24 protein-coding genes are annotated in these 25620 nt (G+C 62.9%); 9 read left to right on the forward strand and 15 right to left on the reverse strand.

Annotation, left to right across the window (positions count from 1 at the left end):
- Positions 1-214 precede the first annotated feature (214 nt).
- Entirely contained in the window at positions 215-3283 is a 3069-nt protein-coding gene (uvrA, locus tag FSY45_RS22660) for an excinuclease ABC subunit UvrA (RefSeq protein ID WP_046460397.1), read from the forward strand.
- 54 nt (positions 3284-3337) lie between these two features.
- The gene (locus FSY45_RS22665) at positions 3338-4510 is read left to right on the forward strand and encodes an FAD-binding oxidoreductase (RefSeq protein ID WP_046460396.1); all 1173 of its coding nucleotides are present in this window, start codon (positions 3338-3340) and stop codon (positions 4508-4510) included.
- A 200-nt stretch (positions 4511-4710) separates the two neighbouring features.
- Here the strand turns inward: FSY45_RS22665 and FSY45_RS22670 are convergent, their stop codons facing one another.
- The 3 genes from FSY45_RS22670 to pyrF all read right to left on the reverse strand — a co-directional run bounded on the left by FSY45_RS22670 (position 4711) and on the right by pyrF (position 7655).
- Positions 4711-5694, reverse strand: coding sequence for a tripartite tricarboxylate transporter substrate binding protein (locus FSY45_RS22670; RefSeq protein ID WP_003064714.1), 984 nt, complete (start codon positions 5692-5694; stop codon positions 4711-4713).
- Positions 5695-5899: 205 nt separating this feature from the next.
- Positions 5900-6808 (reverse strand): LysR family transcriptional regulator, encoded by a 909-nt coding sequence (locus FSY45_RS22675; protein WP_003064716.1) that lies wholly within the window; start codon positions 6806-6808, stop codon positions 5900-5902.
- Positions 6809-6827: 19 nt separating this feature from the next.
- Positions 6828-7655, reverse strand: coding sequence for an orotidine-5'-phosphate decarboxylase (gene pyrF, locus FSY45_RS22680; protein ID WP_003064718.1), 828 nt, complete (start codon positions 7653-7655; stop codon positions 6828-6830).
- Between the two features lie 218 nt (positions 7656-7873).
- Between pyrF and FSY45_RS22685 the strand changes: the two genes are divergently transcribed.
- Positions 7874-8758 (forward strand): DMT family transporter, encoded by an 885-nt coding sequence (locus FSY45_RS22685; protein WP_003064721.1) that lies wholly within the window; start codon positions 7874-7876, stop codon positions 8756-8758.
- Here FSY45_RS22685 and FSY45_RS22690 read toward each other — a convergent pair.
- The 6 genes from FSY45_RS22690 to sucC all read right to left on the reverse strand — a co-directional run bounded on the left by FSY45_RS22690 (position 8755) and on the right by sucC (position 13369).
- Positions 8755-9324 carry a dihydrofolate reductase family protein gene (locus tag FSY45_RS22690; protein ID WP_003064723.1) on the reverse strand — a complete coding sequence of 190 codons (570 nt, stop codon included), beginning with the start codon at positions 9322-9324 and terminating at the stop codon, positions 8755-8757. The two genes, FSY45_RS22685 and FSY45_RS22690, sit on opposite strands and share 4 nt — an antisense overlap.
- A gap of 116 nt (positions 9325-9440) precedes the next feature.
- Positions 9441-9875, reverse strand: coding sequence for a PaaI family thioesterase (locus tag FSY45_RS22695; protein WP_012840360.1), 435 nt, complete (start codon positions 9873-9875; stop codon positions 9441-9443).
- Complete coding sequence (locus FSY45_RS22700; RefSeq protein WP_046460395.1) at positions 9872-10309, reverse strand: MerR family transcriptional regulator; 438 nt, start codon at positions 10307-10309, stop codon at positions 9872-9874. Before FSY45_RS22700 ends, FSY45_RS22695 begins: the two co-directional genes overlap by 4 nt.
- 141 nt (positions 10310-10450) lie before the next feature.
- Positions 10451-11143, reverse strand: a complete 693-nt coding sequence (locus tag FSY45_RS22705) for a TerC family protein (RefSeq protein WP_046460394.1) — start codon at positions 11141-11143, stop codon at positions 10451-10453.
- A 145-nt stretch (positions 11144-11288) separates the two neighbouring features.
- Positions 11289-12188 carry a succinate--CoA ligase subunit alpha gene (sucD, locus tag FSY45_RS22710; RefSeq protein WP_003064739.1) on the reverse strand — a complete coding sequence of 300 codons (900 nt, stop codon included), beginning with the start codon at positions 12186-12188 and terminating at the stop codon, positions 11289-11291.
- Between the two features lie 20 nt (positions 12189-12208).
- Complete coding sequence (gene sucC, locus FSY45_RS22715; protein WP_003064741.1) at positions 12209-13369, reverse strand: ADP-forming succinate--CoA ligase subunit beta; 1161 nt, start codon at positions 13367-13369, stop codon at positions 12209-12211.
- A 784-nt stretch (positions 13370-14153) separates the two neighbouring features.
- On the opposite strand from sucC, the gene argC reads away from it, so the two are divergent.
- Both argC and yddG read left to right on the forward strand, forming a co-directional pair.
- Complete coding sequence (gene argC, locus FSY45_RS22720) at positions 14154-15086, forward strand: N-acetyl-gamma-glutamyl-phosphate reductase (protein ID WP_046460491.1); 933 nt, start codon at positions 14154-14156, stop codon at positions 15084-15086.
- 200 nt (positions 15087-15286) lie between these two features.
- On the forward strand, positions 15287-16207 hold the full coding sequence (gene yddG / locus FSY45_RS22725) for an aromatic amino acid DMT transporter YddG (RefSeq protein ID WP_046460393.1): 921 nt from the start codon (positions 15287-15289) through the stop codon (positions 16205-16207).
- Positions 16208-16231: 24 nt separating this feature from the next.
- Here the strand turns inward: yddG and FSY45_RS22730 are convergent, their stop codons facing one another.
- The 3 genes from FSY45_RS22730 to recA form a co-directional block, all read right to left on the reverse strand.
- The gene (locus FSY45_RS22730; RefSeq protein ID WP_046460392.1) at positions 16232-16966 is read right to left on the reverse strand and encodes a hypothetical protein; all 735 of its coding nucleotides are present in this window, start codon (positions 16964-16966) and stop codon (positions 16232-16234) included.
- A gap of 59 nt (positions 16967-17025) precedes the next feature.
- Positions 17026-17496 (reverse strand): recombination regulator RecX, encoded by a 471-nt coding sequence (recX, locus tag FSY45_RS22735; protein ID WP_046460391.1) that lies wholly within the window; start codon positions 17494-17496, stop codon positions 17026-17028.
- 185 nt (positions 17497-17681) lie between these two features.
- On the reverse strand, positions 17682-18791 hold the full coding sequence (gene recA, locus FSY45_RS22740) for a recombinase RecA (protein ID WP_003072158.1): 1110 nt from the start codon (positions 18789-18791) through the stop codon (positions 17682-17684).
- A 138-nt stretch (positions 18792-18929) separates the two neighbouring features.
- Here recA and FSY45_RS22745 point away from each other — a divergent pair, with 138 nt between their 5' ends.
- The 4 genes from FSY45_RS22745 (at position 18930) to FSY45_RS22760 (ending at position 22978) form a co-directional block, all read left to right on the forward strand.
- Positions 18930-19421, forward strand: a complete 492-nt coding sequence (locus tag FSY45_RS22745) for a MarR family winged helix-turn-helix transcriptional regulator (protein ID WP_046460390.1) — start codon at positions 18930-18932, stop codon at positions 19419-19421.
- Positions 19422-19547: 126 nt separating this feature from the next.
- Positions 19548-20225 (forward strand): response regulator transcription factor, encoded by a 678-nt coding sequence (locus tag FSY45_RS22750; RefSeq protein WP_003064757.1) that lies wholly within the window; start codon positions 19548-19550, stop codon positions 20223-20225.
- Positions 20226-20337: 112 nt separating this feature from the next.
- Positions 20338-21780, forward strand: coding sequence for a sensor histidine kinase (locus FSY45_RS22755; protein ID WP_003064759.1), 1443 nt, complete (start codon positions 20338-20340; stop codon positions 21778-21780).
- 220 nt (positions 21781-22000) lie between these two features.
- Entirely contained in the window at positions 22001-22978 is a 978-nt protein-coding gene (locus FSY45_RS22760) for a tripartite tricarboxylate transporter substrate binding protein (RefSeq protein ID WP_003064761.1), read from the forward strand.
- A 90-nt stretch (positions 22979-23068) separates the two neighbouring features.
- Here FSY45_RS22760 and FSY45_RS22765 read toward each other — a convergent pair whose 3' ends face one another.
- The 3 genes from FSY45_RS22765 to FSY45_RS22775 form a co-directional block, all read right to left on the reverse strand.
- Complete coding sequence (locus FSY45_RS22765) at positions 23069-23872, reverse strand: hypothetical protein (RefSeq protein ID WP_003064762.1); 804 nt, start codon at positions 23870-23872, stop codon at positions 23069-23071.
- 154 nt (positions 23873-24026) lie between these two features.
- Positions 24027-24857, reverse strand: coding sequence for a biotin--[acetyl-CoA-carboxylase] ligase (locus tag FSY45_RS22770; RefSeq protein ID WP_046460389.1), 831 nt, complete (start codon positions 24855-24857; stop codon positions 24027-24029).
- Positions 24858-25004: 147 nt separating this feature from the next.
- Positions 25005-25511, reverse strand: a complete 507-nt coding sequence (locus tag FSY45_RS22775) for an SET domain-containing protein (protein ID WP_003064766.1) — start codon at positions 25509-25511, stop codon at positions 25005-25007.
- Positions 25512-25620: the final 109 nt, after the last annotated feature.

Consider the following 25620-nt stretch of genomic DNA (forward strand, 5'->3'; position numbering starts at 1 on the left):
TTTGTCCGTGCCCTGCGTGCCCGCGCTGGGGGAGGTATTGATTTTTTTCACGCTCAGATTTTGCCAAGAGTCAAAGTCTTATGCCCAGGTTAACTAAACCACTACCGGGCAAAAGAGAGGAAATAAAACCGTAGATTGTCCGTGAACCTGAATCATCTAGTCACGCGCAAGCCCGTCTGACTATCATGGAGAGTTTTCCCCGTCTGGAGCGCCCGTGTCCCTGAAGCCTGATTCGCCCTCTGAAGTCCATGATGACAGCCTCTATCTGGGCCGTTCTCTGGCGCAGACACGTATCGCCATTCGCGGCGCACGCACGCACAACCTCAAGAACATCGACCTGGACATTCCCCGCAACCAGCTGGTGGTGATCACCGGCCTGTCGGGCTCGGGCAAGTCCAGCCTGGCCTTCGATACCTTGTACGCCGAAGGCCAGCGCCGTTACGTGGAGAGTCTCTCGGCCTATGCACGCCAGTTTCTGGGCCGCCTGGACAAACCCGATGTCGATCTGATCGAGGGCCTGTCCCCCGCCATTTCCATCGAGCAAAAGGCCACCAGCCACAACCCGCGCTCCACCGTGGGCACGGTGACCGAGATCAACGACTATCTGCGCCTGCTCTACGCCCGCGCCGGTACACCGTTCTGCCCCGACCACAATCTACCGCTGCAGGCCCAGACCATCAGCCAGATGGTGGACAGCGTGCTGCAGCTTCCCGAGGACACCAAGCTGATGATCCTCGGGCCCCTGGCGCGCGAGAAAAAGGGCGAGTTCGCCGAGCTTTTCGTGCAGCTCCAGGCCCAGGGCTACGTGCGCTTTCGTGTCGACGGGCAGATCTACGATGCCCAGTCCCTGCCCAAGCTGGAGAAGAACGAGCGCCACAACATCGATGTGGTGATAGACCGCGTCAAGGTGCGCGAAGACATCAAGCAGCGCCTGGCCGAGAGCTTTGAGGCTGCCTTGCGCGCCGGCGGTGCCGATGCCGGCGGCCGCGTCATCGCGCTGGAGATGGACGGCGGCAAGGAGCATCTGTTCAGCGCTAAGTTCGCCTGCCCGCTCTGCGACTACTCCCTGCCCGAGCTGGAGCCGCGCCTGTTTTCCTTCAACTCCCCCATGGGAGCCTGCCAGGCATGTGACGGCCTGGGCAACAGCGAAGCCTTCGACCCCGACCGCGTCGTGCCCTTCCCGTCGCTGAGTCTGGCCAGCGGCGCCATCAAGGGCTGGGACAAGCGCAACAACTACTACTTCTCCATGCTGGAGAGCGTGGCCAAGCACTATGGCGTGAGCACCGAGACGGCGTTCGAGGAGCTGCCCGAGAAGGTGCGCGACGTGATTCTCTTTGGCTCGGGCGACGAGTCCATGGAGTTCAACTATGTTTTCGAGAGCGGCGAACGCAAGGGCGAAGCCTTTATCAAGTCGCACCCGTTCGAAGGCATCATCCCCAATATTCAGCGCCGCTTTCGCGAGACCGAATCCCAGGTGGTTCGCGACGACCTGGCCAAGCTGCGCAGCGTTCGCAAATGCCCTGAATGCGAAGGCACGCGCCTGCGCCGCGAAGCGCGCTTTGTGCGCGTGGGCGATGGCGAGCAGGCCCGCTCCATCTATGAGGTCAGCCATGCCACGCTGGCCGATGCGCTGGGCTGGTTCAAGCAACTGAGCATGGCCGGGGCCAAGGCCGAGATTGCGGACAAGATCGTGCGTGAGATCGCCTCGCGCCTGCTCTTCCTCAACGATGTGGGCCTGTCCTACCTGAGCCTGGACCGCAGCGCCGACACGCTCTCGGGCGGCGAGGCCCAGCGCATTCGCCTGGCGTCCCAGATCGGCTCGGGCCTGACGGGCGTCATGTATGTGCTGGACGAGCCCTCCATCGGCCTGCACCAGCGCGACAACGACAAGCTGATTGCCACGCTGGAGCATCTGCGCGATATCGGCAACAGTGTGATCGTGGTCGAGCATGACGAAGACATGATGCGGGCGGCCGACCAGATCATCGACATGGGCCCGGGCGCCGGCGTGCATGGCGGCCGCATCATGGCCCAGGGCAGCTATGAAGACATCAAGGCCAGCCCCGATTCGCCCACGGGCCGCTATCTGAGCGGCGTACAAAGCATTCCCGTGCCCAGGCAGCGCACCGCCTGGCTGCCCGTGCTGCGCAAGGACAGTGAAGCCGAAACCAGCCAAAGCACATCGCGCTTTCCGGTCACGGCCGCCAAAAAGCGGGAATCTGCGAGCAAGGCGCGCACCGACCTTCAGGCGCTGACCGTGCAAGGCGCGCGCGGCAACAACCTCAGGAACGTGACGGTGGACTTCCCCGTCGGCCTGTTCACCTGCGTGACCGGCGTCTCGGGCTCGGGCAAATCCACCCTGGTCAACGACACGCTGTATGCCGAAGTGGCACGCCAGGTACACCGTGCAGGCACCGAGCCGGCTGCGCATGACGACATCGCCGGCATCGACTATTTCGACAAGGTCATCAACGTCGACCAGTCACCCATAGGCCGCACGCCACGCAGCAACCCCGCAACCTATACCGGCCTGTTCACGCCAATCCGCGAGCTGATGGCCGAAACCAATACCGCCAAGGAGCGCGGCTACGGCCCCGGGCGCTTCTCGTTCAATGTCTCGGGCGGCCGTTGCGAAGCCTGCCAGGGCGACGGCGTGGTCAAGGTGGAAATGCATTTTCTGCCCGATGTCTACGTGCCCTGCGACATCTGCCACGGCCAGCGCTACAACCGCGAAACACTGGAAGTGCAGTGGAAGGGCCGGAACATCTCGCAGATTCTGGAGATGACGGTCGAAGACGCTCATGCCTTCTTCAAGGACGTGCCCAGCATTGCGCGCAAGCTGCAGACCCTGCTGGACGTGGGTCTGTCCTATATCCGCCTGGGCCAGAGCGCGACCACGCTGTCGGGTGGCGAGGCCCAGCGCGTCAAGCTCGCACAGGAGTTGTCCAAGCGCGACACCGGCCGCACGCTCTACATCCTCGACGAGCCCACCACGGGCCTGCACTTTGCCGACATCGCCCTGCTTCTGAAGGTGCTGCACCAGCTGCGCGATGCGGGCAACACCATCGTCGTGATCGAGCACAACCTCGACGTCATCAAGACCGCAGACTGGCTGATCGACATGGGCCCCGAGGGTGGCTCGGGCGGCGGCCAGGTCGTGGCTCAGGGCACGCCAGAGGAAGTCGCGGCCAACCCGGCCAGCGTGACGGGCCGCTACCTCAAGCCCTATCTGGACAAGGCTCCTGCCAAATCCAGAGCCAAGTCGGCCACAAGCCAGGATTGACCAAGCACAGCCGGCCATGCAGGACCATGGCCGGCGACACCGAGGAGAGAAGCAATGCAGAAAGATGTCTGGGATTTCGTCATCGTGGGCGCGGGCATGGCCGGTGCATCTGCCGCCTGGCAGTTGGCGCAGTCGGGTGGCGATACTCCGCCTTCCGTGCTAGTGCTGGAGCGCGAATCCCAGCCCGGCTATCACACCACCGGCCGCTCGGCCGCACTGTTTGAAGAGCATTACGGGCCGGCCCAGGTGCAGGCCCTGACCCGCGCCAGCCGCGCCTTCTACGATGCGCCACCGGCCGGTTTTGCCGAAGCTCCCATCCTCACGCCGCGCGGCGTGCTCTATGTGGGCACGGCCGAGCAAAAGGATCTGGTCGACGCCGCCTACGCCGAAGCCACCATCCACTCCCCCGAGGCCCGGCGCCTGAGCGCCGCACAGCTCAAGGCCCTGGTTCCCGCGCTCGACACCGAGGTCTTGGTGGACGGCTTTCTGGACACCGGCGCACGCGATATCGATGTGCACGGCCTGCACCAGGGCTATATCCGCGGCCTGCGCCAGCGCGGCGGCGATCTGTGGTGTAACGCCGAGGTCCAGGCCATCACCCGGGTCAACGACTTCTGGCACATTGCCCTGCCCCAGGGCCGCAGCCTTCGTGCCAAGGTCATCGTCAACGCCGCCGGGGCCTGGGTGGATGTCGTGGCCGCCATGGTGGGCGCGGCGCCCATCGGCATCACGCCCAAGCGCCGCAGCGCCTTCACCTTCCCGGCCCCCGAAGGCATGGATGCCACGCACTGGCCCGCCATCATCAGCGCCGATGAAAACTGGTACATCAAGCCCGACGCCGGCCAGCTGCTGGGCTCACCCGCCAATGCAGACCCCGTGGCACCGCACGATGTCGTGCCCGAAGAGCTGGACATTGCGACCGGCATCTATCACATCGAGGAAGCCACCACGCTGCAAATCCGCCGCCCCTCGCATACCTGGGCCGGCCTGCGCAGCTTTGTCGCCGATGGCGAGCTGGTAATAGGCTGGGATGCCTCGCCCACGCCTGTGCCGGGCTTTTTCTGGGTTGCCGCCCAGGGCGGCTACGGCATCCAGAGCGCCGCCGGCTACAGCCTGCTGGCGCGCAATCTGCTGCTCGGGGAAACGCTGGATGCGGCGCTGGCCGCGCAGAAGGTGAATGTGGGGGCAGTGTCGCCTGCGCGTTGTCAGCTGGCGACTCAGAATTGAGAGCTGGTTGCGCTTTGTGGGTCTGCGCTTGATGCCGATTTGATTCGATTATTACGGCTTGCTTGATTGGCACTCAGAGGGCGGGGCTCGGCCCGCCCTCTGCCCTCAAATCAGCCAAGAAACAAAAACGGCTTGCGCCCCAAAAGACACAAGCCGTTCAGAACCTCAGGCAGTCTCAGACCACCCAGGCGGTGCCACTATCAGTTCTCAATCTTGGCGAACTGAACAATCTTCGAGTACTTGGCAATCTCGGTGTTGATGTACTTGCCGGCATCCACCTTGGGATCGGCCACCACATTGCCGGTCTCTTCCATCTTCTTGCGGAACTCGGGCGAAGCCATGGTTTCTTCCAGCGCCTTCTTCAGCTTGGCGGCGATGGGAGCGGGCAGGCCCTTGGGAGCCATCAGCGCAAACCAGCTGTTGATGTCCACGTTCTTGAACTGGGGCAGCTCGGACAGGGCAGGAATATCGGGGGTGATAGCCGAGCGCTTGGCTTCGGTCGTACCCAGGGCCACGACCTTGCCGGCCTTGATATGGGGCAGGCCCGAGGACAGCACGAACACGCCGAACTCGATGTTGTTGCCCACCAGGTCTGTGGTCAGCGGTGCCACGCCCTTGTAAGGCACATGGGTCATCTGCAGCTTGCCCTGCTCCTTGACCAGCTCGCCGGCCAGGTGCAGCGCCGTGCCCACGCCGGAGCTGCCGTAGCTGAACTTGTCGGGGTTCTTGGACACCAGGCTCACGAACTCGGCCGCGTTCTTCACGCCGGCCTTGTGCGATGCGACCAGCACCATGGGTTGGGAACCCACCAGACCGATGGGAGTGAAGTCGCCAATGTTGTACTTCACGGCCTTGTTGATGAGCCTGGCGATGGCCAGCTCATTGTTGGCGCCCACCATGATGGTGTAACCGTCGGCTGGGGCCTTGGCCACCTTCTGCGCACCGATGGCGCCACCGGCACCGCCCAGGTTTTCCACCACCACGGGCTGGCCCAGCTGCTTGGCCAGGCCATCGGCCACCAGACGACCGACCAGGTCGGTGCTGCCACCGGCCGGATAGCCCACGACCATGGTGATGGCCTTGCTGGGATAGTTGTCGGCGGCGATGGCAGGCACTGCCACGGCAGCGCCCAGCAGCAGGCCCGCAGCGATGGCGGTACGGCGGAGGATGTTTGTGTTCTGCATGAAACTATTCCGAATCTGTATGAGGCAATTGTCCGAATACGGAGAAAACCTTTCAGTGCCGATCTGGCACATTTTCGTGCCATTTCAGCACATCAACGCGTTTTTGAGCAAATAGAGAGGGAGCAATGCTGCAAGGAGCCCGATACCCGCTGTTGTTTTTCCAGCTTCAGGTCTGGCCGCAGGCAAAAAAGGAGTGACTGCTTATTTACTGGCCAGTGATATCGGTCCAGAACTGCTCCGCAGCGGTGCTCAAGCGGCGTTTGGGCCGATAAAGCCGCACATCGAAATGCACGTCCAGGCTGCCGTCCCCGGCCAGCGCCAGACGACCGTCCTGGCAGTCGCGCTGCACCATGGACCAGGGCATCCAGGCCACGCCCAGACCCTTTAGCACGTACTCGTAATTGGCATCCGCAGAATCGCATTCGATGCAGCGGCGCAGACGTGGCCACAGCGGATGGCTGGCCAGATGATCTTCGGCCAGCCGCCCCAGAGCCATGCTGTGCGAGAAGGCCAGATAGGGCACGGGGCTGGCACCGGGCAACAGGGCCTGCGCCAGTGCAAACAAGGGCTTGCCTTCGGCATCGGCCCGCGCAACGGGCACCAGCTTGTCGCTCATCACCGTCAGATAGTTGAACTGACGGCCATCCAGTCGCACGGCAATGGCCGCATGGTGATAGAGCAGGGCAAAGCTGACTTCGCCGCGCTGCAGCATGTGCACGGTTTCGTCGAGTGTGCGGGTAACGATGCGCATCTCCGCCGTCTGCAGCACGCTGCCGTAGCGCGCCAGCCAGTCAGCCACGATGGTACGCGCCAGGGTACGCCCCGTGGCCAGCGTGATCACATGGGCCTGCCGACCGGCCACGGCCTGCAGCTCGTCATGCGACTGGGCCAGGGTGCGCACCATCTGCTCGGCGGTGTCGCGAAAGGCTTCACCGGCCGGGGTGAGGCGAACCGGCCCGCCGCCCGCTTCGATCAGCGGCGTTCCAGCCCATGCCTCCAGCGCACGAATGCGCCGGCCAAACGCAGGATGGGTGACATGGCGCAGCTCTGCCGCACGGGTGAAGCTGCGCTCCTGAGCCAGAAGCAGAAAGTCTTCCAGCCATTTGCTTTGCATGGCCAGAGCCTACCCTGCCTCAGCTCTGGGCTGCAGCCTGCAGCGTGGCGCGCGTGGCGATGGCGGCTTCGCGTGCAGCCTTGGCAAAGTCATCGCCCTGCCCTGCGTACAGAATGGCGCGCGAGGAGTTGATGATGATGGGTCCGCCGCCGATGCGAGCCGCCTTGACGGTTGCAACGGCATCGCCACCCTGTGCGCCCACGCCGGGAATCAGCAGCGGCAAGGTGGGAGCCACGGCACGCACGCGCTCGATCTCGTTGGGACGGGTTGCACCCACCACCAGGCCCAGTTGGCCGTTGGTGTTCCAGGGGCCTTGGGCCAGCTTGGCCACATGCTCGAACATATGGGGGTTGCCAGGCACATCGGCCAGGACCTGGGCCTGCAGATCGTCACCGCCGGGGTTGGAGGTGCGGCACAGCAAAAAAGCCCCTTTGCCTTCGTACTTGAGATAGGGCGTGATGGAGTCGAAACCCATGAAGGGAGAGAGCGTCACGGCATCGGCGCCATAGCGCTCGAAGGCTTCCTTGGCGTATTGCTCGGCGGTGGAGCCGATATCGCCGCGCTTGGCATCCAGAATCACGGGCACATGGGGTGCCACTCGGCGCATGTGCTCCATCAGCTTTTCGAGCTGGTCTTCGGCACGGTGGGCGGCAAAGTAGGCGATCTGGGGCTTGAAGCTGTTGACCAGATCATGGGTGGCATCGACGATGGCTGCACAGAAGTCGTAGATCTTGGACGCATCGCCCTTCATGGCACCGGGAAAGCGGCTGGGTTCGGGGTCCAGACCCACGCACAGCATGGAGTCATTGCGCGTGGACGCGTCGCGCAGCATGTCGATAAAAGTCATAAAGGGGGATTTTAATTGTTCACCCCTTCCAAGCCTTGCCACAGGTTTTGCAGCAAGACGTCAAACTTGGCACACACCAGTGGAGAGACAGCGAGCAAGGGCCGCCCCGCAGCGAGGCTGTCGTCCCCCTCCCATAGCGCGCAGCGCGTAGAGAGAGGGGGAAGGCGCGAAGCGCCACAGGGGGAGAAAGTCATCCCGGGGGGAGATAATCCACACCCATGCCTTCGTTTACGCCCAAACAGCTCATTCTTCTCGTCCTGCTCACCATCGTCTGGGGCCTGAACTGGCCGGTAATGAAGCTCGGCGTACAGCATTTCCCGCCTCTGAGTTTTCGCATGGTCAGCATGTGGATAGGCCTGCCGATTCTGGCCCTGTTTGTGACCAGCCAGCGCTTGCCGCTGACCATACCGCGCAGCTACTGGGGCCAGCTGGCCAAGCTCACGCTGTTCAATATGGTGCTCTGGCACTGCCTGATCATCATTGCCATCCCCACGCTGTCCAGCGGGCGCGCGGCGATTCTGGGTTACACCATGCCCATCTTCTCGGCCGTGTTCGGCAGCCTGTTCTTCAAGGACCGGCTGGGCGCCCGCGCCTGGGCCGGCGTGGGAGCGGCCTTTGCCGGCGTGCTGCTGCTGCTGTGGCATGAGGTTGGCGCTCTGGGTAGCAAGCCCCTGGGCGTGATGCTGATGCTGATCGCCGCCGCCGGCTGGGCCTGGGGCACGCAGCTGCTGCGCCGCACCGAGGCGCCGGTGCCGCTGATGACGCTGTCGCTGTGGATGGTGGCCATCACCACCGTGGTGCTGACCGTGCTGGCCTTTGTTTTCGAGCGCCAGCAATGGCATATGCCCGACCAGAGCGCTCTGGCTGCCATCGCTTTCAATGGTGTGCTGGTGCTGGGCTTCGCCCAGGCCGTGTGGTTCTATCTGGCCCGCAGCCTGCCGCCCGTGGCCTCCACGCTGAGCGTGATGATGATTCCGGTGCTGGGCGTGTTCGTGGGCGCCTGGTGGCTGGGCGAGGTCTTGCACTGGCAGGACTGGACTGCTGTCTGCCTGATGGTGGTGGCGATTGCTTCGGTGCTCTGGCCTGCCAGAAGCAGCCGTTAATTCGCGGGCGGCTGCGTCTTGCACACGGTGTAGCGCAGCTCGGCCATTCCCGGGCCCATCTGCTGCACGGACTGCAGCTGCAGCACGGGACTCAGCAAGCGGCGCGGCAACAAAGGCTTGCCACGGCCCAGAGTGGCCGAGCCAATCTGCACGATGACTTCATCGAGCAGGCCCGCGTCATGGAACTGTCCCGCCAGATCTCCGCCACCCACGATCCAGATGTTCTTGTCGCCGGCTGCAGCCCTCATGCTTGCCAGCACGGGCCGCACATCGCCGCTGACAAAGCGTACATCGGCTCCCTCTATCAACGGCAGCTGACGGCTGGAGAAAACCCAGGCAGGCTGTGCATAAGGCCAGGCCGCGCCGCTCTCCTTCTTCACCGCATCGGCGTTGCGGACCATCCACTCATAGGTGGACGAGCCCATGGCCAGCGCACCGACCTGGGCAATAAAGCCCGGATAGCTGGACTGCGTCAGGCTGCCCAACGGAAACAGCCAGTCCAGAGAGTCGTCTTCGGTGGCAAGAAAGCCGTCCAGGCTGGAAGCAGTGTAGTACTGGGTCTTCATGATGGGCTGTAGTTTGCCTTGAAGGCGCTGACTCGGCCGGTTACAGGCCCGCTATCGAGAAAAATCAACCTCGATAGCATCCAGCGTTCAGGCGCCACAGCACCCCAAAAGGCCTCCTACTGCGCAGGCGCCAGGTTCCGCGCCGTGGCCAGCATGGTGGCGCACAGCAGCTCCCGGTCCGCCTTGCGAGAAAACACATCCGCCCTGGCAACCGTCAGCAGCTTGCTGGCCTGGATGACGCGGCCACGTGCCAGCAATGTCTCGCCATCGGCAGGAGCCAGGTATTTGATGCTGCAGTCCACGGTGGCATTGATCCAGCCCGGCGGCAGCAGCGTCCCTGCCGCCGATACGGCAGCAAAGTCTGCGATGGCAAAGACCGGCGTTGCCTGCAACTGGCCGGGCCTGAAACTCAGACTGTCCTGATAGGGCAGGCAGAGATCGACCTCGCCGGGCTCTATGCGCTCAAAGCGCAGTTGCAGCATCTGCGCCACTGGCATGGACAGCACCAGCGCCCTGATGTCTCGGGCAAAGTGTTCGTTCTGCGGTGTCATGACTTGCTCCCCCTCCTGCCGGATGGACCGGCATCATTGCCGCCTCGCGCAGAGACGCGAGGAAATCCCGGTTTCGAGGCTGGCCGCTGCTCGCGCAGACGAAACCATTCCACATGGGAAACCAGGTGCTGACGCAGAGCGTTGCGCTTGGCGATTTCGGCATCGATCTCGGCAATGCGCTCCTCAAGCCTGCAGACGATCTGGCTGGCCGTCAGGGACTTGCAGCGGTAGGCCGGCAATACCTCGGCAATCTGCGCAAGAGAGAAGCCACATTGCCGCGACATGGCGATGAATCGCAGCTCGCGGATCACGCTGTCATCGAACTCGCGATAGCCGGAAGGACGCCGACTGGCGGCAATCAGGCCCAGACTCTCATAGTGGCGAATGGCGTGTACGGACACACCCGACAGGCTGGCAAGTTCCGATATCTGCATGGCGACAAGGCTAACAAGCCTGGGGTTACACGAAGGTTGGTGTCCACCAGATGTTCACACAGTTTGTCATCCGCACTGCGGCCATAAAAAAACGCACTGTGAATCCACAGTGCGTTTTTTGGGGAAAGACTTCCGGGGCGATCAGGCCACAGCGACTTCCTTCTTTGCAGAGCGTGCCTGCATGAACTTGCCCAGTCCGACCACCAGCACGGCACCCGATGCAGCAGCGACATAGTGCAGCCAGGGGTGAGCCATGGTGTAGCCATGCAGCAGATTGTCGTTGACGATGGTCTCGCCGCCCACCCAGCCGATCAGCGCCGCGCCCAGCGTGACGATGACGGGGAAGCGTTCCATGAGCTTGATCATCAGCGTGGAGCCGAAAATCACCAGGGGAATGGAAATGGCAAGGCCCAGGATCAGCAGCACCATATTGCCCTGGGCGGTCGCGGCCACGGCAATCACGTTGTCCAGGCTCATCACCAGGTCGGCAATCAGGATGGTGCGGATGGCAGTCATCATGGAGCCATGGCCCTTGGATTCGCCCTCGCCGTCTTCGTCGCCGGTCAGCAGTTGATAGCCGATCCACAGCAGCAGGCAACCGCCCACAACCTGCAGGAAGGAGAGTTCCAGCAGCTTGGCAGCCACCACGGTCAGCACGATACGCAGCACCACGGCGGCGCCGGAGCCGAACATGATGGCCTTCTTTTGCTGTTCAGGGGGAAGAGAGCGCGCGGCCAGTGCGATGACCACGGCGTTGTCGCCGGAGAGAATGATGTTGATCCAGATGATCTTCACCAGGCCGATCCAGAAATCGGCGCTATTGAGCATTTCCATGTTGACTCCACTGTTTTGAATATGAAAGCGCCGCATTGCGCGGCGCTTTCTTTTAAGAGTGGAGGCAGTGTAGGGCGCTAAGCCCATCTTGCCAGTTCGTAATACTGCGTAAATTCAACGCTGTATCACGAACTTTTGCACGGGCTTACTTCTTCAGCAGGCCTTGCAGCAGGCGACCCATTTCGGAAGGGTTGCGGGTGATGGTGAAGCCGCACTCTTCCATGATGGCCAGCTTGGCGTCAGCCGTGTCGGCACCGCCGGAGATCAGGGCACCTGCGTGGCCCATGCGCTTGCCGGGAGGCGCAGTCACGCCGGCGATGAAGCCCACGATAGGCTTCTTCATGTTGGCCTTGCACCACTGGGCAGCTTCGGCTTCGTCGGGACCGCCGATTTCACCGATCATGATCACGGCATCGGTGTCGGGATCGTCGTTGAAAGCGCGCATCACGTCGATGTGCTTCAGACCGTTGATGGGGTCGCCACCGATACCGACGGCGGAGGACTGGCCAATGCCCAGTTCGGTCAGCTGAGCCACGGCTTCGTAAGTCAGCGTGCCGGAACGGGAGACCACGCCCACGCGGCCCTTCTTGTGGATGTGACCGGGCATGATGCCGATCTTGATTTCGTCAGGCGTGATCAGACCGGGGCAGTTGGGGCCCAGCAGCAGAGTCTTCTTGCCGCCGGCAGCTTCCTTGGCCTTCATCTTGTTGCGCACTTCCAGCATGTCGCGCACGGGGATGCCTTCGGTGATGCAGATGGCCAGGTCCAGGTCGGCTTCAACAGCTTCCCAGATGGCAGCAGCAGCACCTGCGGGAGGCACGTAGATCACGGACACGGTAGCGCCGGTTTCCTTGGCAGCGTCCTTGACGGAACCAAAGATTGGGATGTCGAAAATCTTTTCGCCAGCCTTCTTGGGGTTCACGCCTGCCACGAAGCAGTTCTTGCCGTTCGCGTATTCCTGGCACTTTTCAGTGTGGAACTGGCCGGTCTTGCCAGTAATGCCCTGGGTGATGACCTTGGTGTCTTTGTTGATAAAGATCGACATGTTTCTATCTCCGGGGCGTATTACTTAACGGCAGCAACGATCTTGGTCGCTGCTTCAGCCATGGTGTCGGCAGCGATGATGGGCAGGCCGGAATCCTTGAGGATTTGCTTGCCCAGTTCTTCGTTGGTGCCCTTCATGCGCACGACCAGAGGCACGGACAGGTTCACGGCCTTGCAGGCAGTGACCACGCCGGTGGCGATGGTGTCGCACTTCATGATGCCGCCGAAGATATTGACCAGAATGCCCTTGACTTCGGGGTTCTTGAGCATGATCTTGAAGGCTTCGGTCACCTTCTCGGCCGTAGCGCCGCCGCCCACGTCCAGGAAGTTGGCTGGTTCGCCGCCGAACAGCTTGATGGTGTCCATGGTGGCCATGGCCAGACCGGCGCCGTTCACCAGACAGCCGATGTTGCCGTCCAGGGAGATGTAGGCCAGATCGAACTTGGATGCTTCGATTTCGGCAGCGTCTTCTTCGTCCAGATCGCGGAAAGCCACGATTTCGGGGTGACGGAACAGAGCGTTGGGATCAAAGTTGAACTTGGCGTCCAGGGCCATCAGGTCGCCCTTGGAGTCGCAGTTCAGGGGGTTGATTTCCACCAGCGACGCGTCGGTGTCCATGTAGCACTTGTAGATCTTGGCGAACAGATCCACGGCCTGATCCACGGACTTGCCTTCCAGACCGATGGCAGCTGCCACCTTGCGCGATTGCGCTTCGGTGATGCCGGTCAGGGGGTCGATCATCTCGGTGATGATCTTTTCGGGAGTGGAGTGAGCCACTTCCTCGATGTCCATGCCGCCTTCGCTGGAAGCGATCAGGGCAACCTTCTGTGTGGCGCGGTCGGTCACCAGCGACACATACAGCTCGTTCTTGATGTCGGCGCCGTCTTCGATGTACAGGCGGCGAACCTTCTGACCTTCGGGGCCGGTCTGGTGAGTCACCAGCTGCATGCCCAGAATCTGCTCGGACAGCTTTTGCACGTCCTCGATGGACTTGGCAACCTTCACGCCGCCGCCCTTGCCGCGGCCACCAGCGTGGATCTGGGCCTTCACCACCCACACGGGTCCACCCAGCTTCTGGGCTGCTTCAACAGCCTCTTGCACGGTAAACGCAGGAATGCCACGGGGAACGGGCACACCAAATTGGCGCAAGATTTCCTTGCCTTGGTATTCATGAATCTTCATGACTTTGTCTCTCTGAACTGAGGGGAAATACCCGCTTGCCACCGACTCGGGGGAGCCTGGCCATCGGGTTCATATGACATGGCGAGCAGGAATGTACCATGCTGCACCGCGCAAAACGACACCTGAACATGCGCAAAATCCACAATTTCGCGCAACTTTGTCGTGTTCCGGAAACAGCTGCAATGCCTTGAATTTCTTAGGGAAATTATTCCTACACGATATCTTTTCTTCCCGCAACTTTCTTATGTCTTATATACGAGTCAAGGACATTGGGGCAGCGGCTGGCAATGTGCTGACAACTGCGAATAGCTGCAGCGTCTACTGGGCCATTCGCGCGAGACTTGGCTCAGAACGTGATTGCGATCTCTACGCAGCCGCGTTGGAGCGCAATCGGGATGAGTTCGAAGCGATGGCTCGCCGCTTGCACCGGGGTGCAAGCAAGTGACAGCGCACAGAAATCGCCCGATTTCGCTCCAACCCTCCGGGACAGGGGCTTTGCGGACGCCCGGTCAGGGGCAGTCTGCGGCGTTGCCTCGCCGGCCGCGCAAATCCTCGCAATAGCACAGCTATTGCTGCGGTATCGCGCGCGGGGGGCCGCCCCCTAGCATCCCATCCCGCAAAGCCTCTGTCGCGGCGCGAGGAGATCTCAACCACGTTCTCAAAGACAGGCAGTGCACATCCCTGACGAGATTCAAGGACAATCACCGTTCGGAAAGCGGCAATGGTGCCGCAGGCAGCGGCATATAAACCAAGAAATGCGCGCGCCGGTGCAGGAGAAAATGCAATGGCAAAAGTCTTTATTGACGGAGAAGCAGGAACCACGGGTCTGCAGATCCGTGATCGTCTGGTCGATTTTGCAGGTGTGGAGTTGGTCAGCATCGACCCCGCACTGCGCAAGGACCCGGCCGCCAAACGCGCTCTGATTGCCGGTGTGGATCTGGTCATCCTCTGCCTGCACGACGATGCCGCCCGTGAAACCGCAGCCATGGTGGACTCCATCACCGCAGAGACAGGCCGCGCCATCAAGATCATCGACGCCTCCACCGCCCACCGCACGGCCGCAGGCTGGGTCTACGGCTTCCCCGAACTGCGCGCCGGCCAGCTCGACGCCGTGAAGAGCGCCACCCGCGTCTCCAACCCCGGCTGCTACGCCACGGGCGCCATTGCCCTGCTGGCACCGCTGGTGGCTGCCGGCCTGATTCCCGCCGACTACCCTGTGAGCCTGCCCTCCGTGTCCGGCTACACCGGCGGCGGCCGCACCATGATCGAAGCCTATGAAGGCGGCGATGCCGCCCCTTACGAGGCCTACGCGCTGGGCCTGTCGCACAAGCACATTCCCGAAATCCTGCACTACACCGGCATGACCCGCCGCCCCGTGTTCATCCCCGCCGTGAGCAACTTTTCCCAGGGCATGCTGGTGCAACTGCCGCTGCACCTGGATCTGCTGCCCGGCGCACCCAAGGCCGCCGACCTGCACAACGCCCTGGCCAGCCATTACGCCCAGACCAACACCAGCGCCAACTGGGTCAGCGTGCTGCCGCCCACGGACGACAACAAGCTGGCCGCCGACACTCTGGCCAATACCAACAAGCTGGAGCTGCGCGTATTTGCCAACGAGCAATACCGCCAGGCCGTGCTGATTGCCCGTCTGGACAATCTGGGCAAGGGTGCCAGCGGCGCTGCCGTGCAGAACCTGCAGATCATGCTGGGTCTCTGAGCACGCCCAGCATCTGCTGAAACGGCCCTAAGGGCCGTTTTTTATTGACTTCGCGACGGTGATCAACACTTGGCCCCGCCCCGGACAAACCATAAGATCAATAGCTTGCAGCGCTCTTCAGTCAAGGAATTCAATACAGAAAATGCATCGAATCATTGCCAGAATTGCGCACAAAGCTCCTGTTTTAAAAGCGCATCTCCATGAACCCCACTGAAGCCGCCGCCCGGCGTGCCACGCTCATCGGCCTGATCGCCGTACTCTGCTGGAGCTGCACCGTGGGTCTGATGCGCGCCGTGGCCGAGCCGCTGGGCGCCGTCGGCGGCGCGGCCTGCCTCTACACCATGGCCGCCATCTGCATTGCCGCAGCACGCGGGCGCAAAGGCTGGCGCGAGCTGGCACGCTGGCGCAGCATGCACCCGGCCTACCTCTGGGGCTGCGGCCTGCTGTTCGTGGTCTATGAAATCTGCCTGTCCGTAGCCGTGGGCCTGGCCCACGACCGCAGCCAGGCCATGGAAATCGGGCTCATCAACTATCTCTGGCCCAGCCTCACCATCGTGCTGGCCGTGCTCTGCGGCCAGCAGGCGGCTCGCTGGTGGCTGTGGCCAGGCGTGCTGATCTGCCTGTGGGGTCTGGCGCGCGTGCTGGGCGGCGACAGCTTCAGCCTGCCGGTCATGTGGAGCCATGTGCTGGGCAACCCGCTGGCCTATGGCATGGGTTTTGCGGCCGCCCTGCTCTGGCCGACCTACTCGCTGCTGGCGCGCCGCTATGGCTCAGGCTTCAACGCCGTGGGTCTGTTCGTGACCTGGACTGCCATCGCGCTGTGGCTCAAGTGGCTGATGCTGGGCGAGTCACAGCCCATGCTCTGGAGCTGGCTCACCGCCGGCCAGGTCTTGCTGGTCGGGGCGCTCACGGCACTGGGCTATAGCTGCTGGGAGCACGGCATCCAGCATGGCAAGCTGGCCCTGCTGGCCGCGGCGTCCTATTTCACACCCGTGCTCTCGGCGCTGATGGCCAGCGCACTGCTGCAGGTGCTGCCGGGCTGGAGCTTCTGGCAGGGCGTGGCATTGGTAACGCTGGGCTCGCTGGTCTGCTGGTGGGCTACGCGCAGCCACCGACATTGAGCCGGCGCCAGGTCGGCCGGGCGCTCAGGCGGTCAGCCAGGTGCCCAGGCCGAGCACGGCGACATGTCCGGCCAGCAAGATCCACAGCAGCGTCCAGGGCGGCTCGGTCAGGCCCTGCAGCATCTCCTCGATGCGAGCGCCCAGAAAGGCACGCAGCGCCGGGTCGTCCTTGCCGCCTTCGCTGCCCCACTGGGCACGCGTGCGCCCCCATTCCTCAAGCAGATCGGACAGCGGCAGGCGATTGAGCACGCTGCGCACCACGAACTGCACGGCACGCCCGTTGCCCACCCAGGGCTGCAGATGCTCCATCGCCGCGCCCACGGTGAGCAGATCGGCCGCCTTGTGCATGGCCTGGTGAGCGCTGGGCAGGGCCTCAATGCGCTGTGCCAGCATGGCCGCCAGGCGCTCGGCCAGGCCCTGGCCGTAGCGCGCCACCAGCTTGCCTGCCGCCCGGGCGCGGCCCAGCTGCAGACCGACCATGAGGTAGGCGGGAATGATGAAGATCAGCACCACGGCCACCAGCAGCGGCGGCGATATCAGCAGGCTGATCACGGCGCCGTAGATGCCGGTATGGGCCGAGGCATGAATGCCCTGACCAGGATCGGCCATCAGGCGGGAAAAATAGAACACGGCCGCGCCGCAGCCCAGCACCAGGGCCAGCAAGGCACCCAGCATCAGGCCGCCCAGCAGCGATTTGCCGGCACTCAGGCCCACGCGCAGGGCGGATGGGGCGTCAGGGGGTTGCGAAGCAGTCAGCACGTGGGTCCCTCCGGTGTAAGAAGCGGTTCCTCGTCCAGCAGGAGGGAGCTGGCTGCAGCTCAGTCTTCGCTGTCGGGTGCTGCGCAGTATGGGGCATCGCGCAACACGCGTGAAGCCACGTCTGCCGAAAAGCCCCGCGACGCCATGAAGCGCAGCTGTTTAGCCTTTTCCTTGATATCGGCAGGCGGCGTACCAAAGCGCTTGCGCCACAGCTCGCGGGCGCGTTCCAGCTCGGTATCGCGCAGTTGCTCGCTCGCGTTGCGCACCACTTCATCGTCCAGCCCTTTGCTGCGCAGATCATGCACCAGACGCGCTGCGCCATAACGGCCGGCCTTGCTGCGCAGGACAGACTCGACCACGCGCTCCACGCTGATGAAGCCCCGCTGCTCCAGCTCGTCGAGCACGGCATTTAGATCGTCGCCCTCCTCCACATGGGCGGCCAGCTTGCGCTGCAGCTCCAGCCGCGAATGCTCGCGCTGCGCCAGCAGCTTGAGGGCGCGGCCCTTGAGTGAAAGTTTGGCAAAGCTCACGACGCATCTCCAGAAACAAAAAGGCGCAGGACGAACCTGCGCAAAGATGGCAAACCTTTTGAGCCATGAGGCCCGCACCCAAACACCGGCGCTCACCAAGCCAGGGACATCAAGCAGGGGCCGCACCCGCAGCGAGGATGTCGTCCCCTTTCGCGAAAGGCGCATGGCGCCTCAGGGTGACTGAATCAACCTTCAATCACGCCGTCCTTGTCCACCTTGCCCTTGCCGCCCTTGGCAGGCTTGGCCTCGGCAGCCGCAGCACCGTCCACGGGCAGCAGCTTGATGCCCAGGCTCTCGCGCACCTTGTTTTCGATCTCAATGGCCAGCGCGGGGTTCTCGCGCAGGAATTCACGCGAGTTGTCGCGGCCCTGGCCGATTTTTTCGCCGTTGTAGGCATACCAGGCACCGCTCTTTTCCAGAATCTTGGCGTTCACGCCCATGTCCAGAATCTCGCCTTCGCGGCTGATGCCTTCGCCAAACAGGATGTCGAACTCTGCCGTCTTGAAGGGGGGCGAGACCTTGTTCTTCACGACCTTGACCTTGGTTTCGTTGCCGATGGCCTCGTCGCCCTTCTTGATGGTGCCGGTGCGGCGGATATCCAGACGCACGGAGGCATAGAACTTCAGCGCATTGCCGCCGGTGGTGGTCTCGGGCGAGCCGAACATCACGCCGATCTTCATGCGGATCTGGTTGATGAAGATGACCATGCAGTTGGTCTTCTTGATGGTGGCCGTCAGCTTGCGCAGGGCCTGGCTCATCAGACGGGCCTGCAGGCCGGGCAGGGCGTCGCCCATCTCGCCTTCGATTTCGGCCTTGGGCGTCAATGCGGCCACCGAGTCGATGACGATCAGGTCCACGGCACCCGAGCGCACCAGGCTGTCGCAGATTTCCAGAGCCTGCTCACCGGTGTCGGGCTGGCTGATCAGCACGTCGCTGAGGTTCACGCCCAGCTTCTGGGCATAGCTGGTGTCCAGCGCATGTTCGGCGTCGATAAAGGCGCAGGTGCCGCCCTGCTTTTGCATCTCGGCAATGACCTGCAGCGTCAGCGTGGTCTTGCCCGAGGATTCGGGACCGTAGATTTCGATCACGCGGCCACGGGGCAGACCACCTACGCCCAGCGCGATGTCCAGACCCAGGGAGCCGGTGGAAACGACCTGAATGTCTTCGATGGCCTCACCTTCACCGAGCTTCATGATGGTGCCCTTGCCGAACTGCTTTTCGATCTGGGCCAGGGCTGCAGCCAGGGCTTTGGCTTTTTCGCTGTTGGCGTCGTTGGTCTTGGCGATGGCGTTCATATCAGGCTCCGAAGTAGGTGAATGACTGTCTGTGGCCAGTCCTGTTTTTGCATTCAGGCTGGATGCTTGAACAGTAGTTTAGAGGCTAATTCTGCAGATTTATTTAAATATTTAGTCAGTTTGCCTTACTATTTACCCATGTCAGAAATCGCCCCCGTCACCCCGCCCGCCGATGCCTGGCGCCAGACCCATCTGGGTCGTTTGCTGGGCCATGCCATGCGCCGCTTCGATGCGCGCGTGCTGCAGCTCATGGCGCGTGCAGTGGAGGTGCCGCTGACGCTATCCAATCTGGCGGCGCGCGACAAGGTGGGGGCAGCCCATATCCACATCACGCGCCATCTGTCGCTGGCTGGCGACCGGCTCACCGATCTGGCCGACAAGGCCGGCATGACCAAGCAGGCCATGGCCGATCTGGTGGCGCAGTGCGAAGCCTGGGGCCTGGTCACGCGCGAGGCCGACCCGCATGATGCGCGCGCCAGGCGCGTGCGCTTCACCGATACGGGTCTGGCCTGGCTGCAGGCTTTTCACGACGCCGTAAGCCAGGCCGAGGCCGAATTTCGCGAGGCCGTGGGCGCGGATGTGGCTACCGTGGTCGCGCTGGGCCTGGAAGCCTATGCCGAAGGCTACTGAGATTCTGTATTGACGCCTTCTTGACGCCTATGAGCGGCTGTCGAGAATTGCCCCGAACGGCCATGAGCCATCCCTACAATGGCAGCAAAAGTGCAAACAGGCACACATAACAAGCAGGAGACACACATGCGCATACTGATTGCCGAAGACGACCAGGTGCTGGCGGATGGCCTGCTGCGCACGCTGCGCAGCTCGGGCGCCGTCGTCAGCCATGTGGCCAATGGCAGCGAGGCCGATACCGCCTTGCTGACCAGCAGCGAATTCGATTTGCTGATTCTCGATCTGGGCCTGCCAAAGGTGCACGGCCTGGAAGTGCTCAAGCGCCTGCGCGGGCGTGGCGATGCGCTGCCGGTGCTGATTCTCACGGCCGCCGATTCGATCGAAGAGCGCGTACAGGGCCTGGACTATGGTGCCGACGACTACATGGCCAAGCCGTTTGCGCTGTCCGAGCTGGAAGCGCGCGTGCGCGCCCTCACGCGTCGCGGCATGGGCGGCGCCAGTTCCACCATCAAGCATGGCCCGCTGGTCTATGACCAGACCGGCCGCGTCGCTACCATAGACGGCAAGATGGTGGAGCTGTCGGCGCGCGAGCTGGGCCTGCTGGAGGTGCTGCTGCAGCGCGCAGGCCGCCTGGTCAGCAAGGACCAGTTGGTGGAGCGCCTGTGCGAATGGGGCGAGGAGGTGAGCAACAATGCCATCGAGGTCTATATCCACCGCCTGCGCAAGAAAATCGAGAAAGGCCCGATCCGCATCGCCACCGTGCGCGGCCTCGGTTACTGCCTGGAAAAGATAGCACCCCCCTGAGCGGCTTTGCCTAAGCGGCCCCCGCCGCTTCCCCCCGAGGGGGACGATGGCCTTTGCTGCGGGGCGGCCCTTGCTGGTCATCCCTGAGTTGGAATACGCCAGTTTTACAAGCATGAAAATTTTTCAGCGTGAGCAGCGATCCCTCTTCGGCGAGATCCTCGACTGGATGCTCACGCCGCTGCTGCTGCTCTGGCCCGTGAGCCTGGCGCTGACCTGGCTGGTGGCCCAGGGCCTGGCCAACAAGCCCTTCGATCGCGCGCTGGAGTACAACGCCCAGGCCCTGGCTCAGCTGGTCATCGTGCAGCGCGGCAAGGTGCAGTTCAATCTGCCTCAGTCGGCCAGCGAGATCCTGCGCGCCGATGAATCGGACACGGTGTTCTTCCAGGTCAGCGGCACCAGGGGCGAATATCTGGCCGGCGAGCGCGACCTGCCGCGCCCGCCCTCCGTCGACGAGGACACGCCCACCGGCTCGGTGCTGCTGCGCGATGAGGAATACAAGGGCATTGACCTGCGCGTGGCCTATATCTGGGTGCGCATGCCGCTGCCCGGCGAGCCCAACGCTCTGGTGCAGGTCGCGGAAACACGCGAAAAGCGCAGCGTGCTGGCCACGGAAATCATCAAGGGCGTGATGCTGCCGCAGTTCGTCATCCTGCCGCTGGCCGCCCTGCTGGTCTGGCTGGCACTGGCACGCGGCATCAAGCCGCTGCACCGGCTGGAGGAGCGCATCCGCGCGCGCAAGCCCGAGGATCTCTCGCCCATCAATCACAAGGATGTGCCGCTGGAGGTGGTGCCGCTGGTCGATTCGGTCAACGATCTGCTGCAGCGCCTGCATGACTCCATCGCCACGCAAAAACGTTTTCTGGCCGACGCGGCCCACCAGCTCAAGACCCCGCTGGCGGGCCTGCGCATGCAGGCCGACCTGGCCCAGCGCGAGGGCACGAATACCGAAGACCTGAAGCGCTCGCTGGCGCAGATCGGCCGCTCAAGCATGCGTGCCACCCATACTGTCAACCAGCTGCTGGCACTGGCACGGGCCGAGAGCGCCGTGCCCGCCATGCAGGGCTGCAACCTCGTGCGCATCGTCACCGACGTGGTGCAGGACTGCCTGCCGCGCGCCATGGACAAGCACATAGACCTGGGCTACGAGGGTGCCAGCGCCAGCACGCCCGGTGTCTGGCTCAACGGCAATGCCACGCTGCTGGCCGAGCTGGTGCGCAATCTGGTGGACAACGCCATCAACTACACGCCATCGACCAGCGAACAGCCAGGCGTGGTCACGGTGCGCGTGCAGGCCGATCATTTCGGCCAGATTCTGCTGCTGCAGGTCGAGGATTCAGGCCCCGGCGTGCCGCTGGGCGAGCGCGAACTGATCTTCCAGCCTTTTTACCGGGCGCTGGGCTCCGAAGCCGACGGCTCCGGTCTGGGCCTGCCCATCGTTATGGAAATCGCCCGTCAGCACGGCGCGCAAGTGCTGCTGCAGGATGCCAGGCCCGGTCATACCCCGCCGGGGGCGCTGTTTACCGTGCGCTTCAAGGCCATGCCCGGACAGCAGTGAAGCGCAACCTAGAAATGCACCAATTCGGTGCCCCCCAAGACTGAGAAGCCGCGCCAGGCTTGGCTTTGCGCCCGTTTGCCCCGATGCGAATATCGGAAACTGCGTATTTGGCAAGTTCTCGCTTACCCTAGAATCAATTCGATCATGGGTTGTCTGAAGAGTCGCTATTTGCGCTCTGCAAGACAGCAATTTGGAATCACTGAATCCTGGGAGCTTTTTGATGCAACGACGTCAATTCATCTACACCGCCGCTGCTGCCGCAGCCGCTTCTTCTTTCTCCGGCATGAGCATGGCGCAGGACACATCGCGTCCTCTGCGCATCGTCGTGCCCTTCCCCGCTGGCGGCCCCACCGACATGGTGCCCCGCAATATGCAGGACGTGCTGATCAAGCTGCTGGGCGGCCAGGCCGTGGTGATTGAAAACAAGGCCGGCGCCGGCGGCTCCATCGGCATGGCAGAAGTGGCTCGCGCCACCGATGGCGTGACTTTCGGTATTGCCACCCTGTCCACCCATGGTGTGAACCCCGCCGTGTTCAAGAAGCTGCCTTACGACGCGATCAACGACTTCGTGGGCGTGACCGAGATCGTCAAGGCCCCCGGCGTGCTGGTGATCAACCCCAAGCTGATTCCCGTGAAGACTTTTGCCGAGTTTGTGGCCTACCTCAAGGCCAACCCCGGCAAGGTGTCCTATGCCACCCCCGGCAACGGCACCATCGGCCATATGTGGGGCGCCCAGTTCCTCAAGAGCACGGGCACCGAAATGCACCACATCCCCTACCGTGGCTCGGCTCCTGCCATCAACGACGTGCTGGGCAACCAGGTTCCCGTGTACTTCGATCAGGTGAACTCGTCCCTGCCCCATATCAAGTCGGGCAAGGTGCGCGCCCTGGCCGTGTCCTGGCATGAACGTCTGGACGTGCTGCCCGATGTGCAGACCTATGCGCAGGCCGGTCACCCCGACCTGAACGAGCCTTCCTGGTTCGGCCTGGTGGCCCCCAAGAACACGCCCGCCGCACAAGTGGAACGTGTGCAAAAAGCCATCATTGCCGCACTCAAGGACCCCGCCGTCAAGCAGCGCATGGCTGCTCAAGGCCTGTACCCCTCGGGCACATCGAGCGCCGACTTCACCAAGCAGATCGCCAGCGAAGTGGCCAAGATGAAGAAGCTGGCCGCCGTCGCCAATATTCATTTGGACTAAAAACAGGAGCTGGTTGCGCTTATCTCAACTGGTTTTCCAATACAAAAGGCCTGCAAATGCAGGCCTTTCTTGCGATAGCAGCTACGAAAATTACTTGGCACAGGCCTGCAAGGCCTTGGGCACCAGATTCTTGCCAGCCAGCGCCGCCACTTCGTTGCGCAATGTCGGCGTGGCCTTGGGCAGACGCAGCGCATAGGTCGTCACATCGGGACGCTCCTGCACCACGCGCGCGGTGCGCACGCCCTGGCGCGCGAAAGTGGCCAGCTGGCGCTGGGCGGCTTCTTCCGTCGAAAAACGTCCCAGCGACAGACCGGGCTCGAAGCTGCCGCCGGCGCGGTCGAAGTCGATATTCATCAGACGCAACTCGCCGCGCTTGCGGTCCATGAATTCGGCGTCTGGGAACTTGCCCATATAGACCATCCAGCGCCCGCCCTGATGGCTGGCCACCAGCTCCCAATCGCTCTTGGACTTGCCCGCCAGCGCACGTCGGATGCTGTCGGCCTGCGCCTCTTCGATGCCGTTGGCCTGATAGCAGGTCTCGGGCTCCTTAATGGCGGTCTTGGCATCCTTTGTGTCCTTGGCGTCCTTGGTTTCCCTGGCCGCGACGGTTGCAGCTTCGGGCTTGCCATCCGACTTGCTTTCGGGAGCTGCGGGCGGCGCGCTGTCGTCCACCGCAGGCGCTTCGGGCTCCATAGTCTTTGCCGGTTCAACAGCCGGAGCTTGCGCCGCTTCGGGCTGCTGCAGCACCAGGGCATCCGGCCTGATCTGCTCCTGAAGGCGCTGCGGCTCGGACTGCAACTCCGGCGCCAGCCCCATGCCGGCCAGATAGCCGTGGCTCCACATGTAGTAACCCGCGTTGCCCAGCAGCAAGAGCAGGAAAACGATTCTCAGCATAGGTTTCTCACATCAGTTACATGGGCTGTAGCCGCTCGCGGGCAGCCGAGCAAGGGCCTGGGCGGCCCCGCAGCGAGGGCTGCGTCCTCTTCCCCTAGCGCGCAGCGCGTAGAGAGAGGAGGAAGGCGCAAAGCGCCTCAGGAGGTGCTTCATTTCAAGCCTGCAGCGGGCTGCCAGCCGGACGCACGCTGATTTCAGAACTGGTCACGGCTTGCAGCCCGGTCGCTGTACGCACCAGAAAGCCGCCATCGGCAGCCACACCCTGAGCCAGGCCGCTAGTGCCGTCGCTCAGATTCACCTCGCGTCCGGCCAGCAGGTCTCGCTGGGCAAAGCGCTGCATCAGCGGGGCAAAGCCATGCCGGGCAAAGCTCTGCACCTCGGCCACCAGATTGGGCAATATGCAGGCCAGGGCCGTGGGCGCATCCAGTGCGGCATCGAGCTCCTGCAGGCAGGCCGGGGCCGTGCGCATGCCGTCACCGGGACGGGGACGCACATTGATGCCGATACCGATCACCACATAGCGCGGTGCCGTCATATCGTGCTGTTGGCCGCCGACAAAGCTGGCGGTCTCGATCAGAATGCCGGCCAGCTTGCGGTCGCCCTCCAGCCACAGATCGTTGGGCCATTTGATGCCGATCTTGGGCGCGGCCCCCGCTGCGGGAAGCTGGGGCTGCAAGCTCTCGGCCACACTCACGCCCACTGCCAGCGACAGCCCCGACCAGTCGCGCGGTGCCAGCGGCAGGCCCAGCGAGAACATCAGCGAATCACCGACGCCGCTGACCCAGTTGCGGCCCAGGCGGCCTCGGCCCTGGGTTTGCTGCTCGGCAATCAACAGCACCGGATCCGTCAGCCCGTCGCGCGCGCGGCGCATGAGTTCGGTATTTGAGGAGTCGATGGTCGGCAGCACCTCGACCGTAAAGCCCGGCAACTGCGGTGCAATGGCTTCCCACAAGGCTTCGGCATTCCAGTGAATCGGCTGAGTCATTTCTATCTATCCAAATCTAAAAACTGGCGCAACGCAAGTCAGAGACGCCAAGCAAGGGCCTAGGCGGCCCCACCGCCCCGCAGCGAGGGCGTCGTCCCCTTCCCATAGCGCAAAGCGCGTAGAGAGAAGGGGAAGGCGTGCAGCGCCTCAGGGGATGCTTGCAGGCATCGGCGGTTTCCAGCCCCTTTTCGGCGCCAGCATGGTGCCGCGGCAGTTCGCAGCGCCGCAGTAGCAGGCATATTCAGCCTTGAGCTTGGCCGTATAGCGCTCCTCCACCATCAGGCCATAGTCGTAGTTCAGTTCCTCGCCCGCTGCAATATTGCGCAGCGCCACGATATAGACGCGACCGTCGATCTCGTCGGTGTAGCAGTTGGGCGCGCAGCTGTGGTTGATCCAGCGCGAGGAATTGCCCTTGTGCGTGGCATCTATCACCCGCTCATCGTCGACCTGAAAGTAAAAAGTGTGATTGGGCTGGCTGGGATCATGCGGATGACGGTCCTGCGCCTCCTGCCAGTCAATCACTTCACCCACGTACTCAATAATGGTTTCGCCTTCCGCAATATCCTGCGCGGCGAAAACGCCTTTGCCATGAACGCCGGAGCGCCGGGTCTGGATGCGTCGGCCCGTTGAAGAGGCCAGTGATGTGCGGGGCATGTTTTCTCTGATACTTTGAATATGCACACATGTGCGCATGCGCGCGCGTGAGAAGCGAATTGTATGAGCCTGAGTTTCGATTCGGGTTCAGGTGGTTAATGACGACGAG

The sequence above is a fragment of the Comamonas sp. Z1 genome, from assembly GCF_008121555.1.
In the GTDB taxonomy this organism is placed as follows: domain Bacteria; phylum Pseudomonadota; class Gammaproteobacteria; order Burkholderiales; family Burkholderiaceae_C; genus Comamonas; species Comamonas thiooxydans.